The organism is Moritella dasanensis ArB 0140 (genome assembly GCF_000276805.1).
Lineage (GTDB): Bacteria > Pseudomonadota > Gammaproteobacteria > Enterobacterales > Moritellaceae > Moritella > Moritella dasanensis.
Window position 1 is genome coordinate 122,004 of record NZ_AKXQ01000004.1, and the last position, 12,896, is coordinate 134,899.

10 protein-coding genes and 1 tRNA gene are annotated in these 12,896 nt (G+C 40.0%); 4 read left to right on the forward strand and 7 right to left on the reverse strand.

Annotation, left to right across the window (positions count from 1 at the left end):
* Window positions 1-11 precede the first annotated feature (11 nt).
* A complete protein-coding gene (locus A923_RS0104655; protein ID WP_026006064.1) occupies window positions 12-1,046 on the forward strand; it encodes a phospholipase A in 1,035 nt (344 codons plus the stop codon).
* 5 nt (window positions 1,047-1,051) lie between these two features.
* Here the strand turns inward: A923_RS0104655 and A923_RS0104660 are convergent, their stop codons facing one another.
* Window positions 1,052-1,831, reverse strand: a complete 780-nt coding sequence (locus tag A923_RS0104660; RefSeq protein WP_017220494.1) for a hypothetical protein — start codon at window positions 1,829-1,831, stop codon at window positions 1,052-1,054.
* 446 nt (window positions 1,832-2,277) lie between these two features.
* On the opposite strand from A923_RS0104660, the gene A923_RS0104665 reads away from it, so the two are divergent.
* Window positions 2,278-2,353 (forward strand) — tRNA-His (locus tag A923_RS0104665).
* Window positions 2,354-2,443: 90 nt separating this feature from the next.
* Here the strand turns inward: A923_RS0104665 and A923_RS0104670 are convergent.
* Window positions 2,444-2,953 (reverse strand): hypothetical protein, encoded by a 510-nt coding sequence (locus A923_RS0104670; protein WP_017220495.1) that lies wholly within the window; start codon window positions 2,951-2,953, stop codon window positions 2,444-2,446.
* 399 nt (window positions 2,954-3,352) lie between these two features.
* Between A923_RS0104670 and A923_RS0104675 the strand changes: the two genes are divergently transcribed.
* Window positions 3,353-4,822, forward strand: a complete 1,470-nt coding sequence (locus A923_RS0104675) for a peptide MFS transporter (protein ID WP_017220496.1) — start codon at window positions 3,353-3,355, stop codon at window positions 4,820-4,822.
* Window positions 4,823-5,078: 256 nt separating this feature from the next.
* Here the strand turns inward: A923_RS0104675 and A923_RS0104680 are convergent, their stop codons facing one another.
* Window positions 5,079-6,068, reverse strand: coding sequence for a zinc-dependent alcohol dehydrogenase family protein (locus A923_RS0104680; protein ID WP_017220497.1), 990 nt, complete (start codon window positions 6,066-6,068; stop codon window positions 5,079-5,081).
* Window positions 6,069-6,472: 404 nt separating this feature from the next.
* Between A923_RS0104680 and A923_RS0104685 the strand changes: the two genes are divergently transcribed.
* Window positions 6,473-6,988: a GNAT family N-acetyltransferase gene (locus tag A923_RS0104685; RefSeq protein ID WP_017220498.1), complete on the forward strand. Its 516-nt coding sequence runs from the start codon at window positions 6,473-6,475 to the stop codon at window positions 6,986-6,988.
* A 359-nt stretch (window positions 6,989-7,347) separates the two neighbouring features.
* Here A923_RS0104685 and A923_RS0104690 read toward each other — a convergent pair whose 3' ends face one another.
* The 4 genes from A923_RS0104690 to A923_RS0104705 form a co-directional block, all read right to left on the reverse strand.
* Window positions 7,348-8,292: an ABC transporter permease gene (locus A923_RS0104690; protein ID WP_017220499.1), complete on the reverse strand. Its 945-nt coding sequence runs from the start codon at window positions 8,290-8,292 to the stop codon at window positions 7,348-7,350.
* 5 nt (window positions 8,293-8,297) lie between these two features.
* Window positions 8,298-9,272 carry an ABC transporter permease gene (locus tag A923_RS0104695; RefSeq protein ID WP_017220500.1) on the reverse strand — a complete coding sequence of 325 codons (975 nt, stop codon included), beginning with the start codon at window positions 9,270-9,272 and terminating at the stop codon, window positions 8,298-8,300.
* A gap of 134 nt (window positions 9,273-9,406) precedes the next feature.
* Entirely contained in the window at window positions 9,407-10,957 is a 1,551-nt protein-coding gene (locus tag A923_RS0104700; protein WP_017220501.1) for an ABC transporter substrate-binding protein, read from the reverse strand.
* Window positions 10,958-11,063: 106 nt separating this feature from the next.
* Window positions 11,064-12,776, reverse strand: a complete 1,713-nt coding sequence (locus A923_RS0104705) for a dipeptide ABC transporter ATP-binding protein (protein ID WP_017220502.1) — start codon at window positions 12,774-12,776, stop codon at window positions 11,064-11,066.
* Window positions 12,777-12,896: the final 120 nt, after the last annotated feature.

Sequence of the window (12,896 nt, forward strand, 5' to 3'; positions counted from 1 at the left end):
AACAATAATGAATGGAATCAATTTTGCGACGATTAAATTACAAAATAGTAAGTTTATTACCGCTATTTTTTGGGCTGAGTGCTCAAGTACAGGCAGCCACGGAAAGTGAGTGTATTGACAAGCAAGTCGAAGCCAGTCCAGCAGAAATGACATTAGGTGAAATAAGAGGCATATGCGCAGCACAAAGCAGCCTTGATGAAGATGGCACTGTCATCATCCGCGGTAAAAAAGTAAAAGCAGGGGTATTAACAAGACGTATTGTTGAGGAACGCCAGAATGATTCGTCGGAATTTGTGCTTACTCCTCATCGAATGAATTACATTCTACCAGTTTACAGTACGAATGAAGTTAATCCCGAAGCTTATAAAGACACAGAAGCCTTGGACGATGGTTACAAGACGGTCGAATCCAAATTTCAATTAAGTCTTAAGTTACCGTTAAGTTACAGTTCTTTGCTTGTTGACGGCGATCGTATCTATGCAGCATTCACTATCGAAGCTTGGTGGCAAGTTTATGCTAAGGATATATCGAGTCCCTTCCGAGAAACAAATTACCGTCCTGAGGTGTTCTATGTAGCACCACTTGATTGGCACCCTAATGATGCGAATACCGGAGTAATGGTTGGTTTTGAGCATCAATCAAATGGACGTTCTGGTAGCCTTTCTCGCTCATGGAATCGAGTTTACGCTGAGTTTATCTATGAACAAGGCAACTTAGTCTGGAGTGTGAGACCTTGGTATCGTCTAGCTGAAGATGAGAAAGTTGGTACCAGTCCAAAAGGGGACGATAACCCGGATATCGCTGATTATATGGGTAATGTCGAATATGGTATCGGTTACGCATTTGGTAAATATGAACTGAGCGCGGAGATGCGCCAAAACTTTGCAACCAATAATGGCTCGGTGCAGGTAAACCTAACAACGCCTTTATATGGTAAGTTGAAAGGTTACATCACTGTGTTTAATGGCTATGGTGAAAGCCTGATTGATTACAACCACAGTCAGACGCGCTTTGGTATTGGTATCGCGCTGAATAATATGTTTTAAGCGTATTAACCAAACTTACGCTCATGCGCTTGTAATGTTCGCTCTACCTTTTTTAACGCTAATGCTATTTTATCGGCGACACAAGGCGACGCGTGTTTATCTCTTAATAAGGTTGATGAGTGCGCGGCGCATAAGTTTTCAGCATCTGCCCATTGTGTGATTAATTGGGTTGCCCAATTTCGGAAGTCTTGTGCTGCGCCCGCTCTTTTTGCTAGTGTTTGTGGCAAGGTCATGTGAAATGCGACTTCTGGCTTTTTGAGTACACCAATGATACTAGGGAACTTCAAGTACATTAAAGTATCATCCACGTGTATGGTTTTAGATGCTTTGTGATAAGCAAGTACCGATGAAAAATGTAAGTTTTCGTTACTTGAAATGAAATCAACACCAGCCGGTACAGAAAACTCAAAATCGTCAGCATATAACGCGGCAAACTCGCTTGTTTCAGTGCGCTGTGATTGCCAAGGCAAGTCGGGAAATTTGTTTAGGTGACGCTGAGTTCCGTAGAGTTTAGCGTTCGGGTACTGCGCATGTACTTTTTGTACATGGATAGTATGGAAAGGGTGCAAGTTAATGATGGCGTCCAGATCTGCACCATTATTGGTTAACGCATCGACTTGGTTTTTAAGTTTGCCGGTTAATGTGTAGGCATCAAGCAAAACGAACTTACCATTTTCACAGCGTACAATCGAAGCATGAGTGCCTATGTTTAAGATACCGCCAATTTTAAAATCGCCGCGTATATTCCAAAAATTATCTGCAATATTTAGTATTTGTTCACTCATGATCTTTGTTACCTCAATATCTGCTTAGCTTTTGCTATAAAGCCACTATTTATGGTGACCGCTGTGGTAGTAGCAATAGCACAGGAAATTAGGTGTATATATCTAATTGACTATTATTAACATAAATAATTGCCGTAAATAATAGTGATAAACAGTTGGCGTAAATAATAATCATAAATCGTTGAAGTGAATAATGGTCGTAAAGAGTTGCGGTAACTTAGTCACAACAAGGAAAAATATGAGTTTAAAGAAAGCGTAATGAAGTTTATGACTTGGTTTTGTGCCCTTGCATAACTCATTTGCTTAAATTTGAATCGAAGGGCGTGTAAAGTGTGCATGCGACATAAGCTGGCTTGCTTGTGGAAACTAACTGCGGCATAATCTCTCTGTCGAAACAATAGACGGTCTGGCTAACAATGTTTAGCGGGATAAGTCGATAGTTAATGGCGGTTGTAGCTCAGTTGGTAGAGCCCCGGATTGTGATTCCGGTTGTCGAGGGTTCAATCCCCTTCAGTCGCCCCATATTAAAAAGCCTGCTTATATAAGCAGGCTTTTTTGGTTATAGAGTTATTAAAATCTAAATGATGACTTAAGCTTCAGTTAAAGTCTAAATTAATCTTTAAATAAAGTTGTAACCCGTCCAGTTTCTGAATCGTAGTTTATAGATATGTCTGCATTTTTTCTATTCTGAGTATCGCCTAAGGTTCTTAGGACGTAAGTACATTGGCTTTTATCACTGCCCCCATCGGCTTTGTGGCGATAAGCGGTAAAATCTTTTCCATCATCTTTTAGCGATACAGATGGTGGTGCGTTCAACAAGATCTTCCATAATTCCACACAACCCTTATCCTGTTGCCCTATGTTTTTAGTATTTTTTATAATCTTATTAGGTCCGCCTTTGTCGATGCCTATTGGGAATCCGCTTGGATTTACATCAATAGAGTTATCTGCATAGCCTGGGATATCCGCCATGTGTTCACTAAGACCTAGAATTTGGTAGCGTATTTGCACAAAACCCACAGCCTCTTGGTAAGCCGCCGCAATTGCTTTAACGCGACTAATCTCTGCATCTTCACGAAAATTAATAAATTTAGGGATCGCTACAGCCGCTAGTACCGCCAAAATGATGATGGTAATAGCTAATTCAATAAGGGTAAGCCCTGTGGTTTTGCTGTTCTAGATGACATATAGCGCCTATTTTATGCTTGCCTTTCTTAAGTGTAACTCATTATTAAGTAAGTGGTAAATGATTGGTGTATTCATTTTTGTCGATATGAGTCTCGTTCAATGCTTGATAATATATGGTGATATATAATATCGTAAAATTGAACTAAACGGGTGTTTCAAGCTGCTTTTCGTTTGGTTATTGGTCATTAGTTTTCATAAACTAGTAGCTATTTAGATATATAAACTGGTTTTGTTTTAATTGTGCGATCGAAGCCACTTATTAGGTACTTCTTAAGTGTTAATATCTTGTCGAGTTTACCTTTCTTTACTTATCCATAATAAAAGAGATTAATTATGTGGAATCGACTGAATAAATCTATGATGTGTTGCCAGATGCTGTTTGGCTTATCTTTCTACGGCGTAATGATTATTTTAACCCGCTTCTTTTTAGAAGATTTGGGGTATAGCGAAGCTGACACCATGATGGTTGTTGGCGCATTTTCAGCTATTGGTCCGTTGTTTGCTATTGCTGGTGGTTTCATTGCAGATAAGTTCTTAGGTGCTTATCGCTCGTTAACGATTGCTTATCTTGCCTTTGCCATGGGTTACGGCTTACTTGTTTTCGGAGCATCGGCAGGTAATGTAGAGTTGTGTCTGGTTGGTATTGCGCTAGCCAGTTACGGCCGTGGTCTTATGTCGCCTTCATATCCAAGTTTGTACAAACGTACATTCGCCAGCCAAGAAGATTTTGAAAACGGTTATCCAGTTAATTATTCAGTTAACAATGTAGGTGCATTTTTAGGGCAATATTTATTCCCAATGTTCGTACTTGCAATTGGTTTTAATGGCAGTTTCATGTTATCTGCTGTGATGGCTTTCATTGCTTTTGCTATTCTAGTCGTTTCACGTAAACCATTATCAACAGTAGGCGCTGAGATTGATCAAGCACCTGTAAGCACTAAAAATTGGATTGCATTCACTGTGTTATCTGTTGCCATGATCGGTTTAGTATTCTTCATGTTTTCAAATATGGATATTGGCCAGAATATCATCTACGCAATTGGTGCATCAGCGATCCTTTACTTCATCTCATTAATGCTTAAATCGGAACGTGCAGATGCATTAAAGATGGGTACTATCCTTATCATGACTGTATTAACAACGGCTTTCTTTGTTTATTACGGCCAAATGATGACGTCAATGACGATGGTAACAATTAATACTATGCGTGGTGATTTGTTCGGGTTTATCCCAATCGCACCTGAAGCGGCAATGGCAATGAATTCACTTTGGTGTATCGTTGGTGGTCCAGTGATCGTATATGTATTCTTATCACTTGAAAAACGCAATATTAACTTTACGACAGCCACTAAAATCGGTTTCGCATTTATCTTAACGGCAATCGCGTTTGGTATCCTGACGATGGCTGTATTGAATGTTGGTGAAGATGCTGTTATTCGCCCTGAAATCTTTATGGTGATTCATTTCTTCCAAGCATTTGCTGAAGTGATTGTGGGCAGTATGGTTGTAGCATTCATCTTGTCTGTAGCACCGAAACACATCGAAAACTTCTCGGTAAGCCTATACTCAGTCGCTATGGCAATGAGTGGTATCGTTGGTGCGGTATTCTCTACTTCAATTGCGATGGAGAAGGGGCAGGTGATCACGCAAGAAGTTGTGCAAACAGTTTACGGTGACTACTTCAGCCTATTAACAGGTTTAGCTGTGGTAATGGTATTTGTCGCATTCCTAGCATCATTTGTTATTCGTAAGATGCTTGAGAAGAGTAAAGAAGCTGAAGATATGACAACAGCTCAAGCGTAATTACACATTGTTTTAAATAATACGGTAGGGCTATGACCTAAGCTATAGACCTACGAAAAGAAGGCTTCTAAATTGATATTAGAAGCCTTCTTTATTTTTTACCGCTAATTTGGCCAGATCCAGATCTGGCTAGTGCAATCACGCTAAGCCAAATTTGCCCCATTCTGATTTAACGTAAATACTCAGTTGTAAATTATACGACCAAATATTCGATACTTTTTCTCATGACAACTAATCGTAAACTGTCATATCTATCCTACATTGGGAGCAAAATGATTTTCCCATGTATAGGTGTAGATTTAGACTCAATAAGTTCAATAGCTGATTGAACTTGATCTAATGGAATACAGCGGTCTACATCTAGCTGTATCTTATTGATTATGAAATGGTCTAACATCATCGTAAATTTTTCACGTCTGACATCTTTACCAACCGTGTTTTCCCAGTAACGTAAGAAAAATGTACTGAAATCGATATTCTGGTTTTTCGCATATTCATAAAAACGAGGCTCATAAAATTCCAGTGAAAGAGTTCCATAGTTGATATACCGACCCTTGATACCCACGGTATGAATCAGTTCAGTGCCCACTTTGCCTCCAATAGCATCAAATGCTACATTGGGTCTAGGCAAATTGAGCTGTTGAATTTGAGTAATTAGATCACCTTTAGCATCTATGACAATGCTTGAATCATATGCATAAGTTTCAGGTTTTGAAGTTACAACAAGAAGAGTAAACCCCAGCGATGAAGATAACTGCGCAAAAATCTTACCTATAGCAGAACTACCTGCATTGACAATCAGTACATCATCTCTTGTCAACTGAGCGACTTCTGTGGTCAAAACCCAAGCTGTTAACGCATTAATATATAATTGGCATGCGTAGCCGTTTTCCAGATGGTGAGGAATATGAAAGAGGTTATCTGGTGATACATCGATATATTTCTGCCAAGTACCACTGGTAGCCACAACGACTCTTTGACCTATGATAAATTTTTCATGGTTAGACTCGATGACTTGCCCGACGGCTTCGAATCCAGGAACTCTGGGTGGCTGATGACCATGCCGATATTGACCTATGCCATGAATAGACAACAGATCGCTTGGGTTAATATTTGTAGCTTCGATTTTGACCCTAATGTTATCTTTTTCAAGCGATTCCAACGGTAAATGCTCTACCGTCAATGAGTCCTTTGGGTTCCCGAAACAGATCTGGTTAATTCTGGTATTTGTCGTGGTGTCAGTCATCTCTTGACCATAAGTGGTTGAATTATTAACGTGCATCTAGGTATACTGGCGTTTTTTATCGTGAATGTCCATCTTTATACTTACCAGTCATGTGGCTCACTTTTGCCCCTTTCCTTGTTAGATTTGCTACTCATTCACAATATGATTATGTCTATTTGCCATACATTTTATCATGCAAATTTACCAACTGAGTTGATCATATTTATGCTCTAATAAAACGGTTAGATAGGATGATTTTATACAGTGTTATTGGTATGTTGGTGAAAGCAGTCTCGACCTTTAGAAACAGACAATAAAAAATTGCTGATATAATGATTATTTTCAATGGATGAAAGGTCATTTTAAATGGTGAACGGATTTGGTGATTTGAGACGTCCTACTATACAGAGCTTAAGGTAACTAAAATGAATATATCAATTGAGTCAATTTCCTTAGAAGACGTTGATTCGCTTTTAGCTTTTGAATTGACTAATCGCTCTTGGTTTGAGCAACATGTTCCGCCGCGTGATGACTCCTTCTACACTCCGCAAGGTGTGAGAGAGCAGATTTCCGAGTATTTATCACTGCATACTAAAGGTGAGATGTATCCAATGCTTATCCGTAGTGATTCTAATGAAGTTTGTGGCCGGATCAACGTTCATCGAGTTGAAACTGACACATGTTCTGGTGAGCTAGGTTATCGCATAGGTGAACAATTTACCTCTAAAGGTATTGCGTCAAAAGCGGTCGATATGTTGGTCGAATATTTGATCTCGGAGACTAAGTTGAATTCTTTGACAGCAGTGGTTCTATGCAGCAATTTAGGCTCACAAAAAGTACTTGAACGCAATGGTTTCAGCAAGATTAAGAACATTGCAGATTATTCGGATCTTAATGGTGAAGTCAAAGATGCTGTTGAGTACAAGCTACCGTTACCTTAATAAGGCGTTTAAGGCGTAATGGTTTAGGTTAGGTGTCAGTGTTGCTCACTACTTAACGCAGCGTTAATCTCAATTTCATCATACTTTATGTAATGCGAACTATATTCTTTGAAGCATAAGCGCTAAGCCAGTTATGTCCATCAATGGCTTAGGATGATCGTGTGAAGACTGTGAACACCAAGGGACTTTGTCGTAGCATAACTACCAAGCGACTTTGTCCTGACAGGAAGATAAGAGTAACAGATCGCAATACTGTGGAAGGTTGTTTTCATTATATAAAAAAAGCACTGAACGTATTCACGAACAGTGCTTTTTTATTATTATCATTTGCTTACGTATAAACAATGACGTTTATTTACTTAACCTTTATAGATCTTCGGGTTAAACGCATCACGTAACCAGTCACCCAGTAGGTTGATTACTAGAACTAGTGTAACCAGTAATACACCAGGGAAGGCTGTGATCCACCAAGCACCAGAGAAGATGTACTTAAAGCCAGTACTGATTAACGCACCCAATGAAGGTTGGTCAACCGGTAAACCTAAACCTAAGAATGATAGCGCAGCTTCTGACATGATCGCATTGGCAATTTGTACTGTTGAAATCACTAGGATAGGGGATAAACAGTTTGGCAGTATGTGTCTAAACATAATGCGCATCGATTTTAAGCCCATCACTTGTGCTGCTTCTACATATTCTTTTTGCTTTTCAGCCAATACCGACGCACGAATAGTACGTGCATATTGCGGCCATTCAGCCACACCAATGATCACCACGAGCATGACGACGGCATATTGACTAAAGAACTCACTACCAAAACTGGCTTTAAAGATGGCAGAGACAATAATTGCCACCATCATCGTCGAGAACGAGAGCTGGACGTCAGCAAAACGCATCAGGAAGCTATCAATACGGCCACCGAAGTAACCTGCTGATAGACCAATCACGATACCTAAGATTAACTGCACACCAACGGCTAAGAAACCGATAGTCAGTGATAAACGTGAACCATAAAGCATGGTTGATAAAATATCACGGCCTTGATCATCAGTACCCAATAGGAAACGTTCATCACCGTCTTCTAACCAAGAAGGGGGGAGCTCAGAATCCATAATATCAATACTGGTAATATCATACGGGTCTGTTGGTGCAATCAATGGTGCTGCGAACGCGCCAATCAAGAATGTTAAAAAGATCGCAAAACTGAACATTGCTACCTTATCTCTTAAGAAATAATAGATAAGGTCTGAATTTTTAAAGCGTTCCCAACGAGTCGGGACATGAGAAGATGTTACTGTATTCATACTCATTATCCTTTACCGGTGATGTTTACTGTTGGGTTAACGAACCCGTATAACAGATCTACAATGGTATTTGTTACTACAAAGATTAAACCTACAAAGATCACATACGCCGTAATTAGTGGTGTATCAACACGGTTAATCGCTTCTAAGAAGAGGAAACCTGTTCCAGGCCACTGGAATACTGTTTCAGTCAAAATTGTATAAGCAATCATAGTACCGATCTGCACACCACCAACGGTGATCACTGGTAACATGGTATTTTTAAGCGCATGTACGTAGTAAATCTTGTTTAATGATAAGCCTTTGGCTTTGGCAAATTTGACGTATTCAGAACTTAATGCTTCGAGCATTTCAGAGCGAACCAAGCGGATGAAAAGCGGCAACATGATAGAAGCCAATGAGATGCTTGGTAAAATTAAGTGTAAGAAACCATCCATAGTGAGGAAACCAGTTTCCCAACCCATGACATTCACGGTTTCACCACGTCCATAGGACGGTAGCCAATTAAGCTCGATAGAGAAAATATACATCAGCATGATTGCAGTTAAGAATACCGGTACAGAAATACCAATACTACTTACTGCCATGATTAATTTTGTTATTGCACTTTTGGGATGAATCGCCGAGTAGACACCTAATGGGATCGACACGAATACAATAATGACCGCGGCACCGAACACGAGTTCTAGCGTTGCTTGAAGTTTATCAAAAATAACTTCAGCTGCAGGTCTTTTAAAGAAATACGAGGTACCTAAATCACCTTGTAATGCATTAACAAGAAAGCGGCTATATTTAGTCATGTACGGATCGTTAAGACCTAGTTCATCACGCAGTGCTTGTCGCTCATCTTCTGAAACAGATTGGCCAACTAATTCGCGTAATGGATCGCCTAGATTATCTTGAATGGAAAATGCTACCAAACTGATCACGAACATTACTACCAAGGCCTGAAATAGGCGTTTGATCAGAAATGTGAACATTCCTTGTCTCCCAAAGTAATATGAAATTTATAACTTTTATAGCTATATTTTTGTAAAAATAATCGGTGTTTTTATCGCTATGAATTGATAAAAACACCGCATAGTCAGGTATTAAATACCCTTAGCAGTTAACGTTATTTAACTACTAGGTCACCGAAGTACGGGAAGTTTAGTGCGTTTACAATCGGATCAATTTGTAGATTCGATTTTGCGCCCCAAGCTAGATCTTGCCAATGTAGTGGCACGAAAGCAGCTTCTTCATACAAGATGTTTTCAACACGTTGTAGCATAACGCCACGTTTTGCTGTGTCTGTTTCAGCATTTGCGCTGTTTACTAACTTATCAACTTCAGCGTTTGAGTATTGACCGCAGTTATAAGCACCACGACCCGTTTCTTCATCACGTGTCATTGTTAAGAATTCAGAGAAGTTAGCTGAATCTTCAGTATCTGAATGCCAACCAATCATCATCATGTCTGCTGCGCAAAGATCAAACTCAGGCCAATATTGTGCTTTCGGCATTGTTTTAAGGTCAACTTTAATGCCGATTTTAGATAGCATTGAAGCAGTCGCTTGGGCGATTTTTGCATCGTTAACGTAACGGTTGTTTGGTGCCATCATTGAAAGTTTGAAGCCTTTTTCATAACCCGCATCTTTCATCAACTGTTTTGCTTTTTTCAAGTCATAACGTGGCACTAGGTCAGCGTCATAGCCAGAGTAACCAGCAGGACCTTGTTGGCCAGCTGTTGTACCAAAGCCTTTCATGATCTTCTTAACAATCGCGTCGTTATTGATTGCATGTACGATAGCTTGACGTACGCGCACATCTTTAAGTGCCGGATTACTGTTTTGGTTCATCTGGAATGTGATAATACGAGTACCAGATACTGTCACTAGATCAACATTCTTCGCGTTTTTAACACGTTTTTGATCGTTTGGTGCAACAGGGTGGATCATATCTACGTCACCAGAAAGAAGTGCAGCCACACGTGTCGCATCTTCTTTAATTGGCACAAGTGTTAGCTTATCAACGTTACCTGGTGATTTCTTGTCCCAGTAATCGTTGAAACGTTCGAATACAACTTTGACACCTTGTTCACGAGAAGCAACAGTGAACGGACCTGTACCTGAAACGTGTGTTGAAGCGTAAGAGCTACCATGTTTAACGATTTCAGACTTATCTTTACCGTCAGTTTTACCAGTGTAAAACTTCTTATCCATTGGGAAGATATAAGTTGCTGTCTGTAGTACCAGTGGGTACGGTTCTGAAGATACGATCTCTACAGTGTAGTCATCAACTTTGGTCATTTTTTCGTATGGAGAGAAAACGTTTTTGAAATCAACTGACGATTGTAGACGGTTGAATGTCCAAACAACGTCATCAGCTGTTAGTTGGTTACCAGAGTGGAATTTTACGCCTTTACGTAGGTGAAAACGGAAAGTTGTGTCATTCACACGTTCCCATTTTTCAGCGATACGGCCTTCAAAATCGAAATCTTTGGTAAAACGAACCAGAGGATCAAACAGCATGTGCGACATCTGTAGTGTACCACCAGATAGTTGCTCATGTGGGTCAAGCGATACTGGATCTGCATCATAAGCAACAGTAATATCTGCTGCAGCAGCGCTAAAGCTTAGGCCTGCGGCCATTAGGGCAATGGCTAGTTTGGTCTTTAAGGTTTTCATTTGCATAACTCCTTCATGCTGGGACGTAACGCCCATATGTGTTTATTTTTGTTATTATTTAACGGTTGTTTTTTCGTGTTTTCTTACAGCTAGAACACGAATAGAATTAGCTTGCTAGCTTGTCACGTAAGCCTTTAAATTCAGGCATTAACGAAACAAGATGTTTGCTGTATTCATGCTGTGGATTAGTAAATAATTCTTCAGTAGGCGCGACTTCAAGTAGCTTACCTTTTTGCATTACGCCCACACGGTCACTGATTTGACGAATAACCGGTAAATCATGACTGATGAATAACATCGTTAGATTAAGTTCGTCTTGTAAATCTTTAAGTAGGTTAAGAATCTGCGCCTGTACTGATACATCAAGTGCTGATGTTGGTTCATCACAAATTAATAAACGTGGACGAGTTGCCAATGCGCGAGCAATCGAAATACGTTGACGTTGACCACCAGAAAATTCATGCGGATATTTAACGCCAGCCATTCTGCCTAGGCCAACATGATCAAGTAGATCGTGTACGATTTGACGAATTTCAGTTTCAGACGAGGCCAATTTATGGAAACGAATCGGTTCTGAAATAATGTCATACACTTTCATTCTTGGATTCATCGATGTGTATGGATTTTGGAATACCATTTGCATCTGACGACGAATAGGACGACGTTCTTTTTCTGATTTCAATGCAGTTAAATCAATACCTTCAAAGGTGATTTTACCTTCGTTTGGTGCATACAGACCGGCGATAATACGGGCGATGGTTGATTTACCTGAACCTGACTCACCTACTAGACCGAAGGTTTCACCTTCATTGATCTCGAAGCTTACTTTGTTTGACGCTTGTACGTATTCACGTTTGCTTTCAAAGAATGAATCTTTAGTCACAAAGCGCAGGCTTACATCGTCAACACTTAATAGAGGGCCGGTGAATTCACGTTGATCTTCGCTCTGACCTAACCAATGGTTTTTAATATCGATTTGCTTCATTTCTACCGCTTCTTCGATGTAGCTAACCAGCGGGAAACGATCTAGTTTGATATCTGAACGCGGTACGGCAGAAATAAGACTACGTGTATAGTCATGGTCAGGGTCGCTAAGCACTTGCTTCGTTGGACCAAATTCAACAAGGTCACCACGGTACATTACCGCGATTTTATCGGTCACGTTGGATACTACGCCCATATCATGAGTCACTAGCATACAGCCAACGTTTTTCTTGATACATAGGTCGCGGATCAGCGTTAGAATTTGATCTTGAATTGATACGTCAAGTGCAGTGGTTGGTTCATCTGCAATGATTAAATCGGGTTCACAAGACAGGGCGATGGCGATAACCACACGTTGTCTCATACCACCAGAAAACTGGTGAGGATATTGTTTAATACGTAATTCAGGTTCTGGAATACCCACTTGCTCCATCAAGCTAAGTGAACGGCTAACCGCTTCTTTTTTGCTTACATTTAAATTAGCAAGGATGGTTTCCGTCATTTGCTGTTCGATAGTGAACAGTGGATTTAACGATGTCATTGGATCTTGGAAGATAAAGCCGATTTTAGAGCCACGAACTGAACGCATCTCTTGCGGTGTTAAACCTGATATTTTTTGACCTTCGAGGAATACTTCACCACTTGCGATCACACCTGGAGGGCTTAATAGATCAATAATGGCATTACCCACAGTTGATTTACCTGCACCAGATTCGCCAACTACACCAACGATTTCACCGCGTTCGATAGAAAAAGACAATGATTTCACTGCTGCGTGAACACCATGTCGAGACGGATATTCGATGCGAAGATTTTTTACTTCTAATAAAGACATTACCAGACCCTTATAACTCGATGATTCTACATCCAGTCTGAAAAATTGATTCCATTCATTATCAGCAGTATATGTCACTGATATGTTACGTGAGTATTAATCTGACAAATAAACTGCGAT